Origin of the sequence: Aurantimonas sp. 22II-16-19i (assembly GCF_002088275.1) — a bacterium.
Classification (GTDB): domain Bacteria; phylum Pseudomonadota; class Alphaproteobacteria; order Rhizobiales; family Rhizobiaceae; genus Jiella.
This window is the reverse complement of the sequence record NZ_AQQS01000043.1, coordinates 1-21881: the sequence shown is the minus strand read 5'-3', so window position 1 is coordinate 21881 and position 21881 is coordinate 1. Positions and strand designations below refer to the sequence as shown.

Below are 21881 nucleotides of genomic sequence, written 5' to 3'. Positions count from 1 at the left end.
CGGGCGGAGGCGGTCCCTAGGTTTGCCGAAATCGTAACCGGAGGAAACCAAGAGCATGGCCGCATTGAACCCGCAGGACGCCCTCATTCACCTGATGATCGCCGTGGCGGCGGCGGACGGGCAGATCAGCGGCATCGAGCGGCGCGAATTCACCGTGCTCCTGCGCACCCTTCCCGTCTTCTCCGGCTTCGACGAGAGCCGCCTCGCCGCGATCACCCAGGACTGCGGCGATCTGCTCGACGAGGACGACGGCATCGACGCGATCATCCGCAACGTCCGCGACGCCGTGCCCCGGAGCCTCTACGAGACCGCCTATGCGCTGGCCGTCGAGGTGGTATCGGCCGATGTCGAGGCCTCGCAGCCGGAGCTGCGGCTTCTCGAGATGCTGCGCGACGCCTTCGAACTCGACCGGCTGACCGCCGGCGCCATCGAGCATTCGGCGCGGGTGCGCTACCGGCGGCTCGGCTGACCGCCGGCGCTCAGAACGCGCTGATCGGGAAATAGCGCAGCATCAGCTCCGTCATCCGCCCCTTGGCCACCATCTGGGCGATGGCATAGTCGACGGCGTCGGCAAGAGCGGCATCGCTCGGGGCGACGGCAACCGACAGCCCCTCCCCGAGGAAGCGGTCCGACAGGAACGGCCCGTCGGCAAAGACGCAGCATTTGTCGGCCGCATCGCTCTCCAGCCAGAACGACAGGCTGACACCGTCACCGAAATAGGCGTCGACCTTGCCCTGGCGCACCGCGGAAAGCGCCTCCAGCCGGTCGGGGAAGGTCTGGACCTCGACGTTGGGAAAGAACGAGCGCAGCATCGCCGCATGGGCGCTGCCGGTCGTCACGCCAACGACCTTTCCGTCCATGTGATCGGCGATCGGCGTGGCGATCGCCCGGTCCTTGCGCACCAGGAAGCGGGCGGGGTAGCGGAAATAGGGCTGGCTGAAGGCGAATTCGCGCCGTGTCGTCGCATTCATCGCGAGGCCGGCGATGATCGCCTCGCCGTCGCCGCGCCGCAGCGCCGGCACCAGATCGGCAAAGGGCAGCGCCTCGATCTGGCAGCGGGACAGAACCCCCAGCTCCTCGCAGACGGCCTTGGCGAGATCGATGTTGAACCCGGTGAGCCGGCCCCGCGCGTCGAGGAAGTTGAAGGGCGGGTAGTCGGTCGAGGTCAGGAACCGGATGCGCTGGCGGCTGGAGAGGTCGGGCTTGGCGATCCTCTGGTGCTGGTCGACGAAGTTCGGGGTCGCCACGGTCTCCGCGGCCGCGCCGCCTCCAAGTGACGCCGAGGCGGCACCAAGACAGGCGCAGAGGGCAAATCGCAACCAGCGCAAGAATTCTTCCCCCATTGGTTAGTTTACTGAATAGTTCAACTTGAACACGATTCCCCGGCGGCTGCGTGCGGACTATCCGTTGAAAGGCTTGGGGAGTGCCTCGTGCGAGCGAATCTCGACCTCGCGGACATCAGTGCGGCTCACATCTATCCGATGCCGGCGGTGGGCGGCAAGTATCCGCAATCCCATGGCGAGGAGCCGCGCAGCCTGCGAGCGCAGGAGCTTCGGCCGGCCGGCAGGCCCGCCCCGGAGCGCCCCGCGCCGTTCAGCCCCCGCCAGCTGCGGCTTCTCGGCGCTCTTGGCATAGGCTTCGCCGATGCGCTGGAGGCCCGCCTCGCCGCGTTCAGGAACGGCAGCGACATCGCCGCGGAGCTGGTGGCCGCCGGTCTCCTGACCGAGCGACGCTATGCCGATTGCCTCGCCCGTCAGCTCGGCCTGCGCTTCGAGCCGATCGGGCCGCAGGACCGGATCCTCGACGCCGCCGACATGCTGGGTCGCAGCCCTCCCCGCATGGCGAAGGTCTGCAACGACCGTCTCGACGGGCGCATCTTCACCTGCCCGACGATCGAGAGCCTCGACCGCTTCGCGCGCTACCTCGCGATGCGTCCCGAGATGCGGGCGATGATCCGCATCACCCGCCACACCGACGTCGCCCGCGCGATCGACCGGCAGACCATGACGGAGCGCTATCTCGCGGCCCGGCTCAGCCTGTCCGCCGACACGCCGCGATGTTCGGCGCGCCAGGCGATCGAGCCACTGCAGGCGGCCCTCTGCCTCGGCGCGGTGCTGTTCGCCTGCCTGGCGCTGTTCTACGCGCCGGGCCTCGCCCTGACCCTTTGCCATGGCGCCGCGACCCTGTTCTTCGCCGCCTGCCTCGCCATCCGTGTGCCGGCGGCCCTGATGCGCCCGGACGCCCCGGCCCGCGACCTGCCCGCGCCTGGAGTTCTGGAGATCGGCTGGCAGGGCGTGCCGGTCTACAGCGTCCTCGTCGCGCTGCACCACGAGACGGCGATGGTGCCGAAACTCGTGGCGGCGCTGGAAGCGCTCGACTGGCCGAAGACCCGGCTGGACGTCAAGCTGGTCTGCGAGGCCGACGACGAGGCGACGGCCGACGCCGTCGAGCGGGCGATCGCCGGGCGGCCGCATTTCTCGCTCGTGCTCGTGCCGCCGGGTGAGCCGCGAACCAAGCCGAAGGCGCTGAACCACGCCCTCCCCTTGGCCCATGGCGAGTTCCTGGTGCTCTACGACGCCGAGGACGAACCGGACCCCGGCCAGCTGCGCGAGGCCTATCATCGGTTTCGCACCGGCCCGGAGAATCTCGCCTGCCTGCAGGCGCCGCTGGTCGTCACGAACGGCGAGGCGCATTGGCTGTCGGCGCTGTTCGCCCTCGAATATGCGGCGCTCTTCCGCCGCATCCTGCCCTGGCTCGCTCGCCACGGCTTTCCGCTGTCCCTCGGGGGCACCTCCAAGCATTTCGTGCGCGAGCGCCTCGTCGCCGTCGGCGGCTGGGACTCCCACAACGTCACAGAAGACGCCGATCTGGGGCTGCGCCTCGCGCGGGCCGGCTACCGCGTCGCGACGATCACCCGGCCGACCTTCGAGCATGCGCCGGAGCGCTGGAATGTCTGGCATCGCCAGCGGACCCGCTGGATGAAGGGCTGGTTCGTCACCTATCTCCTGCACATGCGCCAGCCGCTGCTGCTGCTCGACCAGCTCGGAGCGCGGGCGATGGCGACGTTCCAGCTGATGTTCCTCGGCATGATCGTCTCGGCCTTCGCCCATCCGATCTTTCTCGGGGTGTTGCTGGTCCAGTTCGGCGCCGTCGCTCTCGGCCTTGCCGACCTGTCCGATCTCGGGCCCCTCGTCCTCGTCGACATGTTCAACATCGTCGCGGCCTACGGGCTCTTCATGGCGCTGTCGTCGGCCGGGCTTTCGCCCGACGAGCGCCGGCGGCTGCGCGGCGCCTATCCGATGCTGCCGGCCTATTGGGGGCTGCTCGCCTTCGCCTCCCTGCGCGCCCTGATCCAGCTGCTGGTCGCCCCGCACAAATGGGAAAAGACGCCCCACGGCCTCGACTCGCGCGCCAATTCCGCCGATCCGCGCTACCGCATCGAGCCGGTCTTTTCGGCGTGGCCGGACGGCCCGTCCGCGAGCCTCGGCGGACAGGCGCAGCGATCGGTCGCGGTCAGGTCTGGCCCGCCGCCTGCAGACGGTCCATCGCCTGCTTGAGGACAGCGGCGAGCCGTTCGCGCTCGCGTTCGCTGACCTGGCCGATATCGAGGAAGATGCGGGCGCCCGGCGAGAACTCGTTGATGATCTCGCCCGCTCCGCTGCCGTCCTCGGGATAGGTCTCCACCACATAGGGCACCACCTTGCGGCTGATCCCCTTCAGCGAGATCGGCTCCAGCGGCTTTGCCCGCACGATGTCGGAGACCAGCGCATAGGTCTCGTAGCTGAGCACGATCCCGCCCGGCTCGGCGATCGATTCCAGCCGCGCGGCGAGGTTCGCCTCCGCACCGATGATCGTGTAGTCCATGCGGTCTTCGCTGCCGAAGTTGCCGACGTTGCAGTAGCCGGTATTGATGCCCATCCGCGTCTGGAACGGTCGCTCGATGCCGCGCCGGCGCCAGGCGTCGTTGAGCTCGATCATCCGCCGCTGCATCGCCACCGCCATCTTCACGCAGGCCTGGGCGTCTTCCTTGGGACCCCTGGTGTCCGGATCGCCGAAAAAGGCGAGGATCGCATCGCCGATGAACTTGTCGACCGTCGCGCCATGCTCCTGGGCGATCTTCGACATCTCGGTGAAATACTCGTTCAGAAGCTGCGTCAGCTCCTCCGGCTGCAGCCGCTCCGAGGTGACGGTGAAATCCTTGATGTCGGAGAAGAAGACGGTGAGCTTCTTGCGCTCGGTGGAGATCACCACGTCGCGTTCGCCCGAGAAGATGCTGCGATAGACCTGCGGCGAGAGATATTTCGAGATCTTCATCGAGACCGCGGCGAGGAAGGAATTGGCCTCCTCGAGCTCCGAATTCATCCGCCGGAACACCCGCGCCTGGCGCCACTGCATCGAGGCGAAGGCGACGCCGAAGAGGCCGGCGCCGGCGAAATAGGTCAGGAGATACTTGAAGGAGAAGATGTTGGCGGCAATCGGCTGGGCGATTTCCACCTCCTGGATGCCGCGCACGTCGCCGACCTTCCAGTCCTGCTTCGGGCTCTCCGGGTGGGTGTTGTGACAGTCGACGCAGGCCTCACCCATCAGGACGGGCGCGGCCAGCCGGATCTGGCGGTCGAAGACCGATCCGGTCAGCTGCATGATCGGCGGCTGGTCGGTGCCCTCGGTACGAAACGCGTTCAGGGCAGCGCGTTCGAAGTCGTCCAGCCGGTGCGGCTCGCGGGAGGTGAAGACGTAGTCCGAGACGAAGCGGTAGCGCATGTTGTCGCCGCGGCCGCCGATGACCCTGCCGAGCTCGAGCGACAGCGTTGCGGGAATGGGAATCCCTCCCGCGATCTCGTGATAGTTGTGAACCGGCACCGCCTTGCCGCCGGCGGCATTGACCCGCGCGACGATATTGGTCGCGTAGTAGCTGCGGATGTCGGTGATCATCCCGTCGAGGCTTTTCGCCTGATCGCGCAGACCGACATCGGACAGATGCCGCAGATCCAGCCACACCGCGACCGGGAGAAGCGCCAGCGCCGCGGCGACGAGGAGAGCGAAGATGATCGGACGCGCCATCAGCGCGTGGAAGGACAGCGACATGGGGCCCTCAATCCGCAGGGGGATTGAGGGCTCTCTTAGCCTATGGTTCTGGCGCGGTCACGATATCTCGTGTGACAGACGCAGCATCCTTGAAACAATCTGTCCGACTGATCGACCGACCGTTCGCCCGTCGAGGCCGGAGAGCGGTTTGGGGCGGCCGCGACGATCAGCGCGCGACGTCGTTCACGGCTGCGCCGGTCGCGTCGACCGTATTGCCCACGTCGCGGCCGACGCCGCGCACGGTGTTGGCGCAGGCCGACAACATCAAGGCGCCTGCAAGAAGGGTGATTACGATGGAAGAGCGCCTGATCACGAGCCGATACTCCTATGAAACAATCGATGCGGGCTCAACGAACTGTGAGCGGGAAGGTTCCGCGGGTGGCCGAAGGGCCGGAGCGCTCCAATTGAGCTTTGCTGCAGCGCAGCACAATGGCTCCGCGCCGTACGGTTCCCCGGACCGTCCCGGCGCATTCTGCTCATCCGACCGGAGGCTTACGCCGATGAAACGCTCGTCCGATACGACGGTCATCTCCAACGACACCGCGATCACCAAGGCCGACGAGATGCTCGTTCTCGTCTTTCAGGGGGGCGGTGCGCTGGGATCCTATCAGGGCGGTGTCTTCGCGGCGATCGAGGAGCGGGGCGGGCGACCCGACTGGGTGGCCGGCATCTCGATCGGCGCGATCAACGCCGTCCTCGTCGCCGGCAATCCTCCCGGCGAGCGGACGAAGGCGCTGCGGGCGTTCTGGGAGGAGGTGTCCTCCCACATCACCTTCGGCCCGCCCTTGCCGGGGCTCTACCTGCGGACGGCCTTCAACGAGGCGAGTGCGGCCTCCTCGGCGCTTCGCGGCATTCCCGGCTTCTTCAAGCCGAGGTTCCCGCCGACCTACCTGATGCCGGACGTCCAACCCGCAGATGTGGGCTACTACGACACCTCGCCGCTGCGTCAGACACTCGAGCGCCTGGTCGATTTCGACCGTCTCAACCACGGCGAGACGCGGGTGAGCCTCGGGGCGGTGAATGTCGCGACCGGCAACTTCCGGTATTTCGACACCCGGGACACGCGCATCGGGCCCGAGCACGTGATGGCCAGCGGCGCCCTGCCCCCTGGCTTTCCCCCCGTCGAGATCGACGGCGAATGGTACTGGGACGGCGGTCTCGTCTCCAACACCCCGCTGCAATACGTGCTCGAACGCGATCACCGCCACGACATGTGCATCTTCCAGGTGGACCTGTTCAGCGCGCGCGGTCCACTGCCGGAGACGATCTTCGACGTTGCCGAACGCGAGAAGGACATCCGCTTTTCCAGCCGCACCCGAATGAACACCGACATGATCAAGGAGCAGCGCATGCTGAAGCGGGCGCTCCACCGCCTGCTCCGCAAGCTGCCCGCCGAACTTGCCGCCGATCCCGACGCCGAACTCCTGAGTGCCGCCACCAACGACGCCGCGGTCACCATCGTCCATCTCATCAACCGGCGAAGGGCGGCCAGTCGCGACTCCAAGGACTACGAATTCTCCCGCCGCTCGATCGACGAGCGCTGGAACGATGGCCTTGCCGATGCCGGGGAGACCCTCGAAGACGCCCGCTTCGTGCACCGCAAGATGCCGCCGCATTCCCTCGAGGTGCTGGATCTTACCAAGAAATAAACCATATCTCGCCATGGACCTGCGCTGGCCCGGCAACACGGCTGCCGTTTCGTGACGGAATGCCGTATCGGGGCGGCACGGAAACCTCGACTTAAAGGGGGAATGGGCATAGTGAGCCCCTTGGCGTTTCCGGCTGCCGGTTCGTTGGTCGCTTCGACGGGCCCGCGAGCGGAAACCGGTCGCGCTGCGCCCTGGCAGGTTATCGAAGTGTCACATCACAGAGTTTCGTCCGTGTCCCCTGGCGGTTTCTCCAGTCTGCGCCGTGCCCTCCGCCGGCAAGGAGGCAAGCGACAGAAGCGGATTTCCGCGATCCTTCGCACCTTCAGCCACCAGCGCCGGGACGAGCCGACGCTGGGCGAGCTGTCGCAGGCGTTCGACACCCGGGCCTTCGGCGCCTTCTTCATCCTCTTCGGCGGCCTGAACCTCATCCCCCTGCCGCCACCGGCGTCGTTCTTCTTCGGCCTGCCGCTGATGTTCTTCACCCTGCAGCTGGCGATCGGCCGGCACCGGCTCTGGCTGCCCGACTTCATCCGGCGGATGAAGCTCAGCCCCGACCGCATCGCCCAGGTGGTGGACAAGATCGGACCGATGCTGCGGCGCATCGAGAGACTGGCGCGGCACCGCTACTGGATCGAGCCGGAGCGCCTCGTGCTGCCGATCCTCGGCTGGTACTGCTTCGTCATGGCGACGATCGTGGCGATCCCGTTCCCGCTCAGCAACCTCATTCCCGGCATCTCCGTCGCGCTCGTCGGCATCGCCATCAGCACCCGCGACGGACTGTGGCTCGGCGCGGCGCTGATCACCGGACTGATCGGCCTGATCGTCCTCGCCGTGGTCTACGGCGCCGCGCTCTTCGCCGTCCTCCAGCTATTCTGATCGCCGGGGCGAAGGAACCGTCACCCCGACAAATTAATCCGCCACCGGTGAGACTTTCTTGCGGGTCCGCGAGTTTCTCTGCCGAACCAAGAGGCTGGACCCTGATGAACATCGACGATCCCTTTTCCTTCATGACGGATTTCGGCACTCCCAAGAGCAGCGCGGAACTGATGAGTCTGGCGACGCTGTCGCCACTGGTGATCGCGAGCCGGGTCGGCCAGCTGTGGTTCGCCATGGCCACCGCCCCGACGAAGAAGGACAAGGCGGAGGCGGTGCGCATGGTCAGCGAGAAGATGGAGGCGACCGGCGAGGCCGTCGTCGCCATCCAGACCGCCATGGTCAAGGCCGCCGGCGATGCGGCGATCTCGGTGATGACCGGCCGCCGCCAGCGCGGCAATCCCATGGACGCCGTCCTGACGGCCGGCCTGATGCCCTACTCCAAGCGGGTCCGCTCGAACCACACGCGCCTGTCGCGGTAGCGTACAACGGCCGCGCGCCGGCCGAACAAGCGCCCCAAGGGCGGGTGGCAAGCGGTCCTGTTACGACCAACCTCGAAGCGGATGCGCGATCGGCATCGCCGCGATCGCCGGCTCGACCCGTCGCGAAACCGGGAGGTTGCGACCTCCACAGCCAGGCAAACCGTTAACCCTTCCGGATCAATCGTCAGGATTGCGATGGAATTTCAGGTGCATACGGGCCGCTCCGAACCGCTTGTTAACGCCGCCCCGCGACAGTTCCATCTGACCTCCAATCGGGCAGAGGAACATCGCGATGGTTTGGCGTCTCCCACGCCCGGCTCGTTCGGGAGACCTTATCGGTCGCCGCGCAGCCGGCTTCCTCCGTGACAGTCGCGGCAACTTCGGCATGATGGTCGCGATCGCGGTGGTGCCGCTGGTGCTTTCGATCGGCGGCGGCGTCGATCTGGCGAATGTCTGGCGCTCCAAGGCGGAGGCCCAGGCCGCAGCCGATTCCGCCGTCATCGTCGCGGCGAAATATGTCGGCACCGACACCGGCGAGCGCGAGCGCCTCGCGGACATGTACATGCAGGCGAATATCGGCGACGACATCGACGCCGACCTGACCGGAACGAACCTCACCAAGGCGAACGGGCGCTACACATACGCCCTCGAGTTCGCCGTCGAGACGCCGTTCCTCAGCCTGATGCGCGTGACGTCCCTCGACGTCGCGGTCACGGCCGTCTCGGCCCGCGCCAACATTCCCCTCGACATCGTCCTCGTGCTCGACTCGTCCGGCTCCATGCAGAACGACAGCCGGATGAGCGAGCTGAAATCGGCGGTGAAGCTGTTCCTCGACCAGTTCGCGGGGACCGAAGCCGGCGACGCGAAGGTCCAGGCGGCGCTGATCCCCTTCGACACCCAGGTCCGCCTCGACTCCGCGACCATGGGCACCTATGCCGGCAACGCCGCCAACCCCTACGCCACCACCAACTGCGCGACGATCTCCGATGCGACCGACCGGGCAGCCTGCACGGCGGCGCAGGCGGTGCAGGATCCGGTGGTCGACTGCACCGCCCTCAACTGGAATGCCTCGTCCTTCGACCGCAGCAAGTGCGGCCCCCTGACCGACGGCTTCAAGCTCGGCACCGCCCGGGCCTGGGACGATTGCGGCCGGTGGAGCTGCTCGACCTATTACTACACGGCCTACAAGAGCGGCAGCACCTATCTCATCGACCGCTACTACACCTATTCGAGCTGCGAGTGGGTGTGGGTCTCCAGCCGCTGGGGTGGCAGTTGGGACCTGGTGTGCCGCGATGTCCCCTACGGCTCGGCGACGCGGATCTATTCGGCGACGATCACGACGCCGGCGACGACCCCGCTGACCACGAAGAACAACGACACCGAGACCGCCAACAACGACCTCATCCTCACCCAGTCCGAAACCTGGTCCGGCTGCGTCATCGACCGCACCCAGCCCTACGACGTCCAGAACGACGCGCCCCTGTCGGCCATCGCCGCGACGCTCTACCCCAAGGCCAATTGCGGGGTGGGAACGCTGCTCGCCGTCCAGCCGCTGACGACGGACCTCGCGACGCTGAAGACCAAGGTCGACAGCATGCAGCCGTCGGGCAACACCAACATCACCATCGGCGTGCAGTGGGGAATGGAAGCCTTCACCCCGACCTACCCGCTGGCCGGCGCCAACACCGACGCCAGGACCCAGAAGGTGATGATCGTCCTGACCGACGGCAACAACACCCAGAACCGCTGGACCGGCGGCAATCAGGCGGCGCTCATCGACGCCCGCACGACGCTCGCCTGCGGCAATGCCAAGCTCATGAACGTCGAACTCTACACGATCCGCCTGATCAACGGGAACGAGGCGCTGCTGCAGGGCTGCGCGACGGACGCGAACCATTACTTCTCCGTGACCAGTGCCTCGCAGCTCACCGAAACCTTCCGGGAAATCGCCGAGCGCGTCCTGCGGATCCGCATCGTCAGCTGACCGGCCGCGGGCCGCTGCGGACAGAAAGGCCGCCGGAACCCATCGCCGGCGGACCATCGGGACGCCATGGGGACGTCGTCATCGGGCGCTCGGCCGCGCCGGATCGATCCGTCGGACGGACACGTCATCGTCACGGGCTGGATTTGGGACTTGACGAAATTTCGTCATCGTTCGAATGCGCTATGGGTGATGACACCCCACGACTTCGACCGAAGGCCGCGCCGATGAGTGATGATCTGACCGGGACGCACTCCGTCGTCGGCGCGCCGCTCGATGGTCCCCGCAGGACCATCGTCTTCCTGCTCGTGCCGAACTTTTCGATGATCGCCTTCGCCAACGCGATCGAGCCGCTGCGGATCGCCAACCGCATCGTCGGCCGGGAGATCTATCGCTGGCGCATCACCTCGACGGACGGCCAGCCGGTGGCAGCCTCGAACGGGGTGACCTGCGCCGTCCAGTCTGGGGTCGAGGCGGAGCGCCGCAGCCTGACCGGCGGCGGGCGCCCGTCGATGATCTTCGCCTGCGCCGGGGTCTTCGTCGAGGAGTTCCAAGACAAGGCGCTGTTCTCCTATCTGCGCGAGTCGCATCAGCGCGGCGTGTCCATCGGCGGCCTGTGCACCGGCGCCTGGGTGCTGGCGCGGGCCGGGCTGTTGTCCGGGCGCCGCTGCGCCATCCACTGGGAGAACCTCGCCGGCTTCACCGAGGCCTTCCCGCTCGCCGACGTCTATGCCGACCTCTTCGAGATCGACCACAACATCTACACCTGCGCGGGCGGCACCGCCGCCCTCGACATGATGCTGGCGCTGATCCGGGAGGATCTCGGCGACGGGGTGGTGAACAAGGTCTGCGAGCAGGCGCTGACCGACCGGGTGCGCGGCTCCCACGATCGCCAGCGGCTGCCGCTTCGCGCCCGGCTGGGCGTCCAGCATGCCAAGGTGGTGCGGGCGATCGAGATCATGGAGGCCAATCTCGCCGATCCCTTGTCCCTCGCCGAGATCGCCTATCATGTCGGCCTGTCGCGCCGGCAGGTGGAGCGGCTGTTCGAGCGGGAGATGGGCCTGTCGCCGGCGCGCTACTATCTGGAGATGCGCCTCGACCGCGCGCGGCACCTCCTGCGCCAGTCGCAGATGCCCATCGTCGAGATCGCCATCGCCTGCGGCTTCGTCTCGGCGTCGCATTTCGCCAAGTGCTACCGCGAACTCCACGCCCGCTCGCCGCAGCAGGAACGCGCCGGTCGCCAGAGCGTCGCATCCGTCGCCTGAGCGGCCTGAAGCGGCCCTGAACGAATCGAGGCGACCGGAGGCGGCTCGGAAGCCGGAACTCCGCCGAGGGCACCGTCCGTCGGCCGAAGCCTCAGCGGGCGTCGTCCATCCAGCGCTGCTGGCGCTCCATCCACATGTTCTCGCCGATCAGGCAATCGGCGGCGGGCATCGCCTGTGCCTTCAGCACCGGAGGCGCCGCCGGTTCACCGGAGGGCCAGTCGCCGGCGAGTTCCAGGATCAGCTTGCGCCGGACCGCCTCGGGGAACTGCGACCAGTCGTTCACCGGGATGACGAAGGCCCGCGGGCCGCCGATCACGCATTCGGCGTAGTAGCGATCGAGATCGGGGATCGATCCCCACGAAAATCCGCCGCCCGACGTCATCAGGGGCAGCCCGTTGATGGTGATGCCGGCTGCCACCGCGGCATCGCGGGCGAGGGTGACCATGCGGCCCTGGTTGTTCGGCCCGTCGCCGGAAATGTCGATGACTCGGCGCAGGCCGTCATAGCCGTTGCCGACGAACATCGGGGCAATGGCGTCGATCGCCCCGGAAATCGAGGTGCGGCGCTCGCGGTCGGGGAGTTCGGTCGCCAGCCGGTAGGCGAAGGCGTCGGCGGTTTCCTTGGAATCGATCAGCGTCCAGGGAACGACGACCGTCTGCGTCGCGGTCCCCGCCCATTCGACATAGGTGACGGCGACCCGGCCGTTCACCCCCTCCATGATGGCTTCCTGGACCTTCGGGTTGCGAAACGCCGCGGCATAGCCGTCGCGCTGGATCTCCTGCTCGCCCCGATCCATCGACCAGGAGACGTCGACGGCAAGGACCAGCTCTACGTCGACCGGCGCGCCGTCCGAGCGCTCCGCCGGTGCCGCCCCGAAATCCGACAGGCCCCGCTCGACGGCCGATGCCGGCGAAGGGTTCAGCGTCCACAGCAGAGTTGCCACAAGCGGCCAGAACCGGAATGCCGCCGTCTCGCCCGCCGACGCCTCCGGGACGTCCGGGCTTTGAGCGCGCGGCGACCTGCGGGGCGCCCCTTGCACCCGGTAGAGGTTTCGTTTCATGTGGTTGCAACGCCGCAATCGCATCGCAACACGCTACGCCGACCTGCCGCCCGCGCAACTCACAAAACCGTCACACGGTCGTTGGCTGGCGCTTCGACGCCGCCGGCAGGATCCGGCGATACGCCTGGATTGCTCCCAGCCTCATCAGCCTTTCTTAAGGCCGGCGCGGCATGATGCCGCGACTTTCACCGCCGGGACCCTGCCCGTGACGCTCATCTCGCCCTCCCGCCAGGCCAGTCGCTCGAGCCGTCTGCACGCCCTCGCCTCGCCCCTGGTGATCCTGGCGGTTGTCTGCTTCGTTCTCGCCTGCCTGCTGCTGGTGCCGCTGACGGTGCCGATCGGCGCCTTCTACTGGGATCTCTTCATCTATTTCGACGCGGCCAACCGGATCTTCTCCGGCCAGGTGCCCGGCGTCGACTTCTTCACCCCGGTCGGCCCGCTCGGCTACTGGCTGTTCGCCCTCGTCGAATGGCTGTTCCCGCAGGGCCAGCCGCTGCTCCTCGTCCAGTGGTCGCTGCTGGTGGTGTCCGGACCGTTGATGGCCCTCGTCGTTGCCGACGTCGACCGGCGCTCGCGCGGCCTCGCCCTGGCACTGCTGCTGCCGTTCCTGGTGTTCCAGATCCTGCCGGTCAACGTCACCGAATACTACTCGTTTCCAAGCGTCGACGGCTTCGGCATCTACAACCGGCAGATCACCGAGATCCTCTATGTCCTGACCGCGGCGCTGGTGTTCGTGACGTCGCGGCGCGCCCTGCTCGCCGTCTTCGTCGGCACGATGCTGACGCTGTTCCTGGTCAAGGTCACCGGCTTCTTCGCCGGCGGTCTCCTCTGCGTCGTCGCCCTTGCCGCCCGGCGGATCGACCTGCGCCTTTCGCTGCTCGCGGCGGGTGCGTTCCTGGCGATCCTCGCCCTCATGGAGATCTGGCTCGGCGTCGTCTCGGCCTATGTCAGCGACATCGCCCTCCTCCTCTCGCTCAACGAGGGCAGCCTCCTGCCGCGCTTCCTGCAGGCGGCGTCCATGCATGTGAAGGTCTTCGCCCCGCTCTGCGCGCTGATGCTGGCGCTGCTCGTCTTCGACGGTCGGGACATCATCGATCGGGCCGGGAACCTTGCCCGCGCGCCCGGCTGGTCTCGCCTTGCAGAGCTCGTTGATCGCCCGCTCGTCTGGATCGCCGCGGCCACCTTCGGCGCGCTCTTCATCGAGACCCAGAACACCGGGGGCCAGGGCTTCATCTTCCTCTGGCCGCTGCTGCTTCTCGCCTGGGAGCGGCGGGGCGGGCTGGCGGGCGCGCGGCTCGGCGTCCTCGCGGTGCTGATCGCCGCCGCCTCGCTGCCCTACCTGACCGAGGTGACGGCGCGCGCCGCGCGGGCCTTCGTCGGCCAGATCAAGTACGAGCGGCTCCGGCACGAGAATCTCGCCCAGCTCGGGCAGGTCAACCAGCGGCCTGAGATGATGCAACGCGCGCGGGCGATGAAGACGATCTATGCAGCCCATCCCGCCACCTACGAGGCGATCGCGAAGGCCGGCGAGTTGCCGAGCTTCACCCTCTACAACGAACCCGACTTCCAGCTCGGCTGGCTGATGGCAGTGGACGAGGCCGTTGGTGCCATCAAGGCGTTCGAATCCAGCCACGACGTCCGCTTCGACACCATGATGAGCCTCAACTTCACCAATCCCTTCCCCTGGCTGCTCGACCGGCAGGCCACCCACGGCATCGCCATCGGCGCCGATCCCTACCGCGCGGTCCCCGATCCCGACGCCGCCGTCCTTAGCGCCGTCGCGGCGACGGATCTCGTCCTCTATCCGCTCTGCCCGATCACCGGCGCCAACGAAAGGCTGCGCGATCTCTACGCGCCGGCGCTGGCGGCAAAGGCGAAGATCTCGCTGTCCCCGTGCTGGGACGCCTATGTCGCGCCCGCGGTCGCCGCGAAGGCCCGCTGATCGAGGGGCGAGGCCTCGGCGCAGCCGGGTTCGGCCGGATACCCCACAAAGCCCCATCGTTGACGGACCCGGTCGTCAGGATGGGGCCGGCCCGGTTTTCGTTCGTCACTCGCGGCGCCCGACCTCAGGCAACGTCATCCGGCGGTGGAAGACGATCGCAGGCCACGGACAGTGATGTCCCCGCGCGTGTCCTGATGCTATGTCTGCTCGCCGGGTCGCTGTACTGGACAAATCCGAGCCGAGGTTGAAGGCCGTTGCCATATGCTATGCTCAGTGATCTTATCGACTTACAATTCCCCGGAATGGCTGGAGAAAGTGCTTTGGGGATACCTTGCACAGGATGAAGCCGACTTCGAAATCGTCATCGCCGACGATGGATCGCATTCCGAAACCCGCGACCTGATCGCGTCCTATCAGGGACAGTTCGCGCATCCGCTGGTCCATGCATGGCATCCCGACAACGGCTTCCAGAAGACGATCATCCTGAACAAGGCCATCCTGGAAAGCCGTTCGGACTATCTGATCTTCAGTGATGGCGACTGCGTGGCGCGGCGGGATTTCGTGTCGACCCATCTCGGGCTGCGCGAGAAGGGGTGTTTCCTGTCGGGCGGGTATCACAAGCTCCCCCTGAAACTGAGCCGGGACCTGACCCGGGACGATATCCAGAGCGGGCGAGCCTTCCGGCCCGCGTGGATGTGGAACCAGGGCAAGAAGCGGTCCTTCAAGGACCTGCGGCTGGCGGCGAAGAACGCGGGCCTTGCCCCGCTCTTCAACGCCGTCACCACGACCAGACCGTCCTGGAACGGCCACAACGCGTCCGGGTGGAAGAGCGACATCGTGGCCGTCAACGGCTTCGACGAACGCATGGTCTACGGAGCCGAGGACCGCGAGATGGGCGATCGGCTCCGCAATATCGGCATCAGGGCGAAGCAGATCCGCTACAGCGCGATCTGCGTCCATCTCGACCATGCGCGATCCTATGTCGAGGACGAAGGCATCGCCGAAAACAAGAAGATCTGGGACGAGACCCGGCAACGCAAGACGACATATACGACGTTCGGCATCGTGAAATCGTCGGCCAGCGAGCCCTGAGCCGCCGGTCACTGCTGCAGCTGCGACGTCCCTGACGATCGAACCGGCGACCCGTGGGAAGCCGGCCGGACGCCCGAAGGGCGATCGCCTGCCGCGCGTTTTCGACAATCGCTTCGTGCCGCCATAAAACGCTCTACGACTTCCACGCTGCCTGATTGCGACAGACCCCTAGGCCGGACCAGAGACCAGATGACCCTTCGCTTCGCCATCGCCGCCGTCATCCTCCTCGCACCCGCCGCGGCCCATGCCCAGACCGGCGCGGCCGGAACGGCGCCCGCCGCCGCCGCGCCCGCCGCCGCCGCAGACAAGGCCGGTACCGCTCTTGGAGCCGCGACACTGCGGGCGGCGCTGAAGGACTATCTCGGCCCCATCCCCTTCGACGGCGGATTCGTCACCATCGAGCCAGATCCGAAGGGCTACCGGATCACTTTCGGCGCCAAGGGATCCTTCGCCACCGAAATGCCCGGAGGCGGCAGCGTCAGCACCACCCTGACGCCCTATTCCATTGTCGTCAGCCAGCGCAGCGACGGCGACTGGCAGGTCGACAGCGATGGCGCGATCGCCATGTCCTACGACGCCGAGATCGCCGGCCAGAAGACCCATGTCGACTACGCCATCAACGGGTTGCGGATGTCCGGCGTCTACGACCCGAAGATCCGCGCCTTCCTCACCGCGACCGGCGGGATCGAGGAAATGACCGTGGCGCAGCAGCAGCCGACGGGAGAGATAGCGATCAAGGTCGGTCCGCAGACCTTCGAGACCCGCGCCGAGCCTGACGCCGACGGCCATGTCGACTACCGCCTGTCGCAACGGGCGACGGGCTTTACCGAGACGATCCGGATGCCCCTCGATCCGGCCGAGCCCGACAAGCTGGTCGACATCGTCTTCAACGCCGGCGGCTATACCCTGGAGACGCAGGCCGCCGGTCTTCGCACCCGGCCGATCACCGATCTGTTCGCGCTTCTCCTGCGCAATGCCGACAAGGACAGGATCCGCGCCGCGGAAGCCGATCTGAAGCGGCTCGCCGGCGACAGCCTGCCGCTCTGGACCTCGATCAGCGGCGAGAACGGCATGACCGACGTCGCGGTCGAGACGCCCTATGGTTCGGTGAACCTCGCCGATTTCCGGATCGGCGTCACGGGCGACGGGATCGTCGAGGACGGCTCCTATCGCTACAGTTTCGCGTCCAGCGGCATGACCTACGACATCGCCGCGATCCCGGCCTGGGCGACGCCCCTCATCCCCCGCGACGTGACGATGGACGTCGTCGGAGCCGGCGTCGATCTGGCGACCCCGATGCGGATCCTTCTCGCCAATCTCGACCTGTCCGCGGACAAGCCGGTGTCGGACGAGGCCGGCCAGGAAATCCTCGCGAGCTTCGAGGCGCATCGCCCGACGCTGCGCCTCGAGAATGTCAGGCTCGCCGCCCGCGACTACCAGTTCACCATGAACGGCGAGGTCCGCTTCGAGACGGAGAAGCCGGAGACGCGTTTCGACATCGTCGCAACCGGGCTCGACGCCGCCCTGAAGGCGCTGCAGGACGCCGGTGCGCAGGACCCGGCGGCGTTGCAGGGCTTCGCCTTCGGATCGATGGCCAAGGGCTTCGGCAAGCCGCTCGGAGACGACAGGACCGGCTGGCTGATCGAGACCGCCGCCGACGGCTCGGTGAAGATCAACGGCGTGACGATCAAGGGCCCCGACGCCCCCGCTCCCGAAGCTCCCGCAATCACCCCCGAGACCGCACCGGACGCCGTTCCCGCGCCGCCGGCCCTTGAGGGTGGCGACGACGGCAGCGACGGCGGGAGCCTCGATGGCGACGGGGACAGCGGCGGCGACGCCGGCGGTCAGCCGCTCTGAGCCGGATGCGCTAAGGCAACAGGCCGAAGCCGTCCAAGGCGACGCTCGCGGCCGCGCACAGGCCGAGCGTCGCCAGCATGCCGAGGCGCGCGACAAAGATCGCGGCAAGGGCAAGGAGCACCAGCGCGAGCGCGGCCGGATCGAGGCTCGACAGGACCGGAACCTCCAGCGTCAGGCCGATGACCGACAGGGTCCGCACGCTCGCAAACAGGACGTGGAGCGCGAACCAGACGGCGAGGTTGACGATCACGCCGACGACCGCGGCGGTGATCGCCGCGAGCGCCGCGCTCAGCGCCCGGTTCTGCCGCAGCCGCTCGATGAAGGGCGCGCCGGCGAAGATCCACAGGAAGCACGGCGCGAAGGTCACCCAGGTGGTGAGGCAGGCGCCCAGGATGCCGGCGACGAACGGGTCGAGCGTGCCCGGCTCGCGGAAGGCGGCGAGAAAGCCGACGAACTGCGTCACCATGATCAGCGGCCCCGGCGTCGTCTCGGCAAGCCCGAGGCCGTCCAGCATTTCGCCGGGCCTCAGCCAGCCATAGGTCGCGACCGCCTCCTGTGCGACATAGGCGAGGACGGCATAAGCACCGCCGAAGGTGACCACCGCCATCTGCGAGAAGAACACCGCGATCTGCGAGAACACATCGTTCGGCCCGAGCAGCAGCAGCAGCGCGCCGGTCGGCAGCAGCCACAGCGCCAGGCAGATGGCCGCCGTGACGATGGCCGAGCGCCTGGACTTGCGCCTGGACGAGCGGGCTTCCGGCCGCTGGCGGCCGGGCTCCGTGCCGGCGATGCCATTGGACGCCGCGTCGCCGCCCGCGCTCTCGCCGCGGCCAAAGCTGGCAAAGGCCGGATGGCCCATCCGCTGCCCGGCAAGGCCGATCACTCCCGCCCCCGCGACGATCAGCGGAAACGGGACGCCGAAGACGAAGATCGCCAGGAAGGCGAGCGCCGCGAGGCCGATCATCCAGCGGTTCTTCAACGCCCGGCCGCCGATCCGGACCACGGCCTGCAACACGATCGCCAGCACCGCCGCCTTCAACCCGAAGAACAGGGCCTCGACGATGCCGACCTCGCCATAGGCGGCGTAGACGATGCTGAGCGCCATCATCGCCAGGAAGCCGGGCAGGACGAACAGCAGCCCGGCGACGAGGCCGCCGAGGGTGCGATGCAGGAGCCAGCCGCAATAGGTCGCCAGCTGCTGGGCTTCCGGCCCCGGCAGGAGCATGCAGAAATTCAGCGCGTGGAGAAACCGCTCCTCGCCGATCCAGCGCTTCTCCTCGACGAGGATGCGGTGCATCACCGCGATCTGGCCCGCCGGTCCGCCGAAGGACAGGCAGGCGATTCGCCCGAAGGCACGCGTCGCCTCGCCGAAGGACGGGGCCTCGGCCAGATGCGGACGGGTTTCGGCTTGCGTCAGAACCGGCGCCATCAGCGGGCGCCGTGCGCAAGAGCGGCGGGATCGGGGAGGACGACATGCGAACGCAAGGCTGGCGCCGTCGGTCTCTGCTGCGCGCAGGCCAAATGCGGGTCCAGGGCGGCGCCGCGCCTCACACCCGGTCCGTTCCGATCACGATCGCTGATGGTCCTGCTCCGCCCTGCCTGCCGCTTCCCGGCGATGGAGCCAGTGCTTGGTGTCATCCATGTGACATCGGGCACCTTGCCTCGGGCGGACGATCAGCCCCGTCGACGGCCTGCTTCGAATTTCGCCCGACACTGGCTATGACCGCGCCATGACGAACGAACTCCTCTCCGGCGCGGCGATGTTCTGGTCGGCCTTTCTCGCGGCGACGCTGTTGCCGGGCGCCTCGGAGGTCGTGCTCGCCGCCAGTCTCGTCGAACGGACGGCAGAGCCCTGGCAGCTGATCGCGCTCGCGACGCTCGGCAACACGCTCGGCTCCCTCGTCAACTGGATGTGCGGGCGGTTCCTCATCGCCTTCCGGGACAGGCGCTGGTTTCCCGTCGCGCCGCGCCACATCGACCGCTTCACGAGGGTCTTCCAGCGCTACGGGGTCTGGACGCTGCTCCTCGCCTGGGCGCCGATCGGCGGCGACGCCCTCACCGTCGTCGCCGGCATCGCCAGGGTCAACGTCCTGGTCTTCATCGTCCTCGTCGGGGCCGGCAAGCTCGCCCGCTACCTCGTCGTTGCCGCGGGCGTGCTGGCATGGCCCTGGTTCTGACGAGGGTCGCCAGCCCGCGGGAAAGAGCGGCGGAAGCCTCCCGTCGAAGTCGGGCGACGCCCTTGGCGCCCCGTCCTCTGGCTCAGCCCGCCTTCTTCAATTCCGACTCCGACTTGAGCACCTGGTCGCCGTCGTCCTGCTCGATCAAATAGGCCGGGTTCGCCTCGTCGGCGTTGCGGGTGATCTCGCTGCCCTTGATCGTCCGCGTCACCTTCTCGGTGAAGTGCTCCTTCACCTTGCCCTCGCCCTCGCCATTGCCCCACGACCAGGCGACGCGTTGGCCTTTCGCAAATTTCGTCATCGGCCTCTGGCTCCTTCGCTCGCATCTTCGTTCGACCCATGACGGCTGACGGGCCCGGGCGGTTCCCTGGTTCCTTTACAAGTGTTTGATCCTGAATCGGAATTGTCGCAGGCAAAGAGGCGGAACGCCGCCGCGTCAAGCGACGTTAGGGCCTCGCAGTGCCGTTGGAATCTCGACGAACCGGAAACCCCGATGCATTACGAGCTCGCTCTCCACGCCCAACGTTTCGGTCTCGAAATGGTCGATCCGGGGGACTTCGAGATCGAGCGGCGCAAGTCCGGTCGCGGCTTCAAGCTGTGCCTGCGCTCCGGCGAGACGGTCCACGACAAGGAACGGAAGAAGCGGATCAAGGCCCTCGCCATTCCCCCCGCCTGGACCGACGTGAAGATCTGCGTCTCCGACAATGGCCACATCCAGGCCGTCGGCCGTGACGAGAAGGGCCGGCTGCAATACCGCTACCACGATGCCTGGGTGAACGTCCGCAACGCCGTGAAGACCGAGCGGCTCCTGCGCTTCGGCAAGGCGCTGCCGGTGCTGCGCGGCCAGATCGAGCGGGACCTGCGCCGCCGCAAGGCCGACCGCCGGATGACGGCGGCGCTGGCGACACGCCTGGTCGACGTCGCGGCCATGCGTCCCGGCCACGAGAAATACGCTGCCGACGGCGGCCGCGGCGTCGCGTCGCTGCGGCGCCAGAACCTTCGGATCGTCGACAATGTCGCGGTTTTGAAATTCGTCGGCAAGTCGAACAAGGAACACCGCATCGAGATCGCCGAGCGGCCGCTGGTCTCCTCCCTGAAGAAGATGCGCCAGGGCCGCGGCCAGCGGCTGTTCCGCTTTCCCGGCAAGACCAAGAAGCAGCGCGAGCTGACCGCCAATGGCCTCAACGAGTATCTCGCCGAGGCATCAGGGGCGCACATCTCGGCCAAGGATTTTCGGACCTTCCACGGCTCGGCCGAGGCGCTGCGCTTCCTGATCGAGGACGCCGCCGGCGCCGATACGCCCAACAAGCGCAAGCGCGCCGTCGCGGCCGCCATGCGCTCGGTCGCCGCCCGGCTGCGCAACACGCCGGCGGTCGCCCGCTCGTCCTACGTCCATCCGGCGATCGTCGAGGCCTTCGAGGCCGGCGCGTTGCCCGGCGACCTCCTGCGGGGCCGCCGGCGGGAGCGGATGACCGCGCCGGAGACCGGGCTGATGCGGTTCCTCGAAGAAGTCGCCCCTTGATCGGCGCAGCGTCGCGCCCTCACCCAAGCGCTGCAGGTTTCTCCCCGCCGAACGCCCAGTCGAGCAGTTCCACCGTGTGGACGACCGGAATCGCCGTCCCCCCGCCGATCTGCGTCATGCAGCCGATATTGCCGGTGGCGATCACCTGCGGGGCGACGCTCTCGATGTTCTTCACCTTGCGCTGCTTCAGCCGGTCGGCGATTTCCGGCTGCAGGATGTTGTAGGTGCCGGCCGAGCCACAGCACAGATGCCCCTCCGGCACGTCCCGCACGACGAAGCCGGCCTTCGACAGAAGCGTCTTCGGCTGGCGGATGACCCTCTGGCCGTGCTGCATCGAACAGGCGGAATGGTAGGCGACGACCATCGGCTCGACATTCCGCGGGGTCGGCAGCTCCAGGTCGCTCAGGAATTCGGTGACGTCCTTCGCCAGCGCCGAGACCGTCGCGGCCTTGTCCGCATAGGCCGGGTCGAGGCGCAGCATGTGGTGATAGTCCTTGATCGTCGTGCCGCAGCCCGACGCGGTGATGACGATGGCATCGAGCCCGCCGCGCTCGATCTCCCGCATCCAGATATCGACATTGCGGCGGGCGAAGTCGAGCGCCGGCTCCTCCTGGCCCATGTGATGGACGAGCGCGCCGCAGCAGCCCTCGCCCGCCGGCACCACCACCTCGACGCCGAGCCGGGTCAGGAGCCGCACCGTCGCCTCGTTGATCTTCGGATCGAGCACCGACTGGGCGCAGCCCCTCAGCAGCGCGACGCGCTTGACGCGCGCGCTCTCGGCCTTGCGCACGCCCGGCTGGTTGACCGCCGACTTTCGCGGCAGCGCCGTCGGCGCCAGCTTCAGCATGGCCGCGAGCGGCTTCAGCGGCTTGACCGCATCGAACAGCCCGGCGAAC

19 protein-coding genes are annotated in these 21881 nt (G+C 67.6%); 12 read left to right on the top strand and 7 right to left on the bottom strand.

The window, feature by feature from the left end; translation table 11 throughout:
• The first annotated feature begins 55 nt into the window (after positions 1-55).
• Complete coding sequence (locus tag ATO4_RS23625; RefSeq protein WP_083594236.1) at positions 56-469, top strand: tellurite resistance TerB family protein; 414 nt, start codon at positions 56-58, stop codon at positions 467-469.
• A gap of 10 nt (positions 470-479) precedes the next feature.
• On the opposite strand, the gene ATO4_RS23620 is transcribed toward ATO4_RS23625, so the two are convergent.
• Positions 480-1247, bottom strand: coding sequence for a transporter substrate-binding domain-containing protein (locus ATO4_RS23620; protein WP_245308911.1), 768 nt, complete (start codon positions 1245-1247; stop codon positions 480-482).
• A gap of 183 nt (positions 1248-1430) precedes the next feature.
• Here ATO4_RS23620 and ATO4_RS23615 point away from each other — a divergent pair, with 183 nt between their 5' ends.
• Positions 1431-3557, top strand: coding sequence for a glycosyltransferase family 2 protein (locus ATO4_RS23615; RefSeq protein ID WP_083594234.1), 2127 nt, complete (start codon positions 1431-1433; stop codon positions 3555-3557).
• Here the strand turns inward: ATO4_RS23615 and ATO4_RS23610 are convergent.
• Both ATO4_RS23610 and ATO4_RS27900 read right to left on the bottom strand, forming a co-directional pair.
• Positions 3514-5085: an adenylate/guanylate cyclase domain-containing protein gene (locus tag ATO4_RS23610; protein ID WP_083594233.1), complete on the bottom strand. Its 1572-nt coding sequence runs from the start codon at positions 5083-5085 to the stop codon at positions 3514-3516. The genes ATO4_RS23615 and ATO4_RS23610 overlap by 44 nt on opposite strands.
• Before the next feature lie 166 nt (positions 5086-5251).
• Positions 5252-5398, bottom strand: coding sequence for a hypothetical protein (locus ATO4_RS27900; protein WP_176223135.1), 147 nt, complete (start codon positions 5396-5398; stop codon positions 5252-5254).
• Between the two features lie 187 nt (positions 5399-5585).
• Between ATO4_RS27900 and ATO4_RS23605 the strand changes: the two genes are divergently transcribed.
• From ATO4_RS23605 to ATO4_RS23585, 5 genes are all read left to right on the top strand, one after another.
• Positions 5586-6734: a patatin-like phospholipase family protein gene (locus ATO4_RS23605; RefSeq protein ID WP_083594232.1), complete on the top strand. Its 1149-nt coding sequence runs from the start codon at positions 5586-5588 to the stop codon at positions 6732-6734.
• A gap of 231 nt (positions 6735-6965) precedes the next feature.
• A complete protein-coding gene (locus ATO4_RS23600; RefSeq protein ID WP_083594231.1) occupies positions 6966-7610 on the top strand; it encodes an exopolysaccharide biosynthesis protein in 645 nt (214 codons plus the stop codon).
• 104 nt (positions 7611-7714) lie between these two features.
• A complete protein-coding gene (locus ATO4_RS23595) occupies positions 7715-8089 on the top strand; it encodes a hypothetical protein (protein WP_083594230.1) in 375 nt (124 codons plus the stop codon).
• A gap of 385 nt (positions 8090-8474) precedes the next feature.
• Positions 8475-10073, top strand: a complete 1599-nt coding sequence (locus ATO4_RS23590; protein WP_176223136.1) for a VWA domain-containing protein — start codon at positions 8475-8477, stop codon at positions 10071-10073.
• A 224-nt stretch (positions 10074-10297) separates the two neighbouring features.
• Positions 10298-11335, top strand: coding sequence for a GlxA family transcriptional regulator (locus ATO4_RS23585; RefSeq protein ID WP_083594228.1), 1038 nt, complete (start codon positions 10298-10300; stop codon positions 11333-11335).
• A 91-nt stretch (positions 11336-11426) separates the two neighbouring features.
• On the opposite strand, the gene ATO4_RS23580 is transcribed toward ATO4_RS23585, so the two are convergent.
• On the bottom strand, positions 11427-12395 hold the full coding sequence (locus tag ATO4_RS23580; RefSeq protein ID WP_083594227.1) for a DUF1194 domain-containing protein: 969 nt from the start codon (positions 12393-12395) through the stop codon (positions 11427-11429).
• A 205-nt stretch (positions 12396-12600) separates the two neighbouring features.
• Between ATO4_RS23580 and ATO4_RS23575 the strand changes: the two genes are divergently transcribed.
• The 3 genes from ATO4_RS23575 to ATO4_RS23565 all read left to right on the top strand — a co-directional run bounded on the left by ATO4_RS23575 (position 12601) and on the right by ATO4_RS23565 (position 17286).
• Complete coding sequence (locus ATO4_RS23575; RefSeq protein ID WP_083594226.1) at positions 12601-14337, top strand: hypothetical protein; 1737 nt, start codon at positions 12601-12603, stop codon at positions 14335-14337.
• A gap of 261 nt (positions 14338-14598) precedes the next feature.
• A complete protein-coding gene (locus ATO4_RS23570; protein WP_083594225.1) occupies positions 14599-15429 on the top strand; it encodes a glycosyltransferase family 2 protein in 831 nt (276 codons plus the stop codon).
• 189 nt (positions 15430-15618) lie between these two features.
• Positions 15619-17286, top strand: a complete 1668-nt coding sequence (locus ATO4_RS23565; RefSeq protein WP_083594224.1) for a hypothetical protein — start codon at positions 15619-15621, stop codon at positions 17284-17286.
• A gap of 10 nt (positions 17287-17296) precedes the next feature.
• Here ATO4_RS23565 and chrA read toward each other — a convergent pair whose 3' ends face one another.
• The gene (gene chrA / locus ATO4_RS23560; RefSeq protein ID WP_083594223.1) at positions 17297-18715 is read right to left on the bottom strand and encodes a chromate efflux transporter; all 1419 of its coding nucleotides are present in this window, start codon (positions 18713-18715) and stop codon (positions 17297-17299) included.
• 301 nt (positions 18716-19016) lie between these two features.
• Between chrA and ATO4_RS23555 the strand changes: the two genes are divergently transcribed.
• Positions 19017-19463: a YqaA family protein gene (locus tag ATO4_RS23555; RefSeq protein ID WP_083594222.1), complete on the top strand. Its 447-nt coding sequence runs from the start codon at positions 19017-19019 to the stop codon at positions 19461-19463.
• Between the two features lie 82 nt (positions 19464-19545).
• Here the strand turns inward: ATO4_RS23555 and ATO4_RS23550 are convergent, their stop codons facing one another.
• A complete protein-coding gene (locus ATO4_RS23550; RefSeq protein WP_083594221.1) occupies positions 19546-19764 on the bottom strand; it encodes a DUF2945 domain-containing protein in 219 nt (72 codons plus the stop codon).
• Positions 19765-19956: 192 nt separating this feature from the next.
• Here ATO4_RS23550 and ATO4_RS23545 point away from each other — a divergent pair, with 192 nt between their 5' ends.
• Positions 19957-20985 (top strand): DNA topoisomerase IB, encoded by a 1029-nt coding sequence (locus ATO4_RS23545; RefSeq protein ID WP_083594220.1) that lies wholly within the window; start codon positions 19957-19959, stop codon positions 20983-20985.
• 19 nt (positions 20986-21004) lie between these two features.
• On the opposite strand, the gene ATO4_RS23540 is transcribed toward ATO4_RS23545, so the two are convergent.
• Positions 21005-21881 (bottom strand): heterodisulfide reductase-related iron-sulfur binding cluster (locus tag ATO4_RS23540; RefSeq protein WP_245308909.1); only part of this gene is annotated, 877 nt, incomplete at its 5' end.

What these genes read in the sequence shown, in the direction of transcription:
- ATO4_RS23625 (WP_083594236.1), top strand. Translation starts at nt 56, where the DNA reads ATGGCCGCATTGAACCCGCAGGACGCCCTCATTCACCTGATGATCGCC.
- ATO4_RS23610 (WP_083594233.1), bottom strand. Translation starts at nt 5,085, where the DNA reads ATGTCGCTGTCCTTCCACGCGCTGATGGCGCGTCCGATCATCTTCGCT.
- ATO4_RS23605 (WP_083594232.1), top strand. Translation starts at nt 5,586, where the DNA reads ATGAAACGCTCGTCCGATACGACGGTCATCTCCAACGACACCGCGATC.
- ATO4_RS23595 (WP_083594230.1), top strand. Translation starts at nt 7,715, where the DNA reads ATGAACATCGACGATCCCTTTTCCTTCATGACGGATTTCGGCACTCCC.
- ATO4_RS23590 (WP_176223136.1), top strand. Translation starts at nt 8,475, where the DNA reads ATGATGGTCGCGATCGCGGTGGTGCCGCTGGTGCTTTCGATCGGCGGC.
- ATO4_RS23585 (WP_083594228.1), top strand. Translation starts at nt 10,298, where the DNA reads ATGAGTGATGATCTGACCGGGACGCACTCCGTCGTCGGCGCGCCGCTC.
- ATO4_RS23580 (WP_083594227.1), bottom strand. Translation starts at nt 12,395, where the DNA reads ATGAAACGAAACCTCTACCGGGTGCAAGGGGCGCCCCGCAGGTCGCCG.
- ATO4_RS23570 (WP_083594225.1), top strand. Translation starts at nt 14,599, where the DNA reads ATGCTATGCTCAGTGATCTTATCGACTTACAATTCCCCGGAATGGCTG.
- ATO4_RS23565 (WP_083594224.1), top strand. Translation starts at nt 15,619, where the DNA reads ATGACCCTTCGCTTCGCCATCGCCGCCGTCATCCTCCTCGCACCCGCC.
- chrA (WP_083594223.1), bottom strand. Translation starts at nt 18,715, where the DNA reads ATGGCGCCGGTTCTGACGCAAGCCGAAACCCGTCCGCATCTGGCCGAG.
- ATO4_RS23555 (WP_083594222.1), top strand. Translation starts at nt 19,017, where the DNA reads ATGACGAACGAACTCCTCTCCGGCGCGGCGATGTTCTGGTCGGCCTTT.
- ATO4_RS23550 (WP_083594221.1), bottom strand. Translation starts at nt 19,764, where the DNA reads ATGACGAAATTTGCGAAAGGCCAACGCGTCGCCTGGTCGTGGGGCAAT.
- ATO4_RS23545 (WP_083594220.1), top strand. Translation starts at nt 19,957, where the DNA reads ATGCATTACGAGCTCGCTCTCCACGCCCAACGTTTCGGTCTCGAAATG.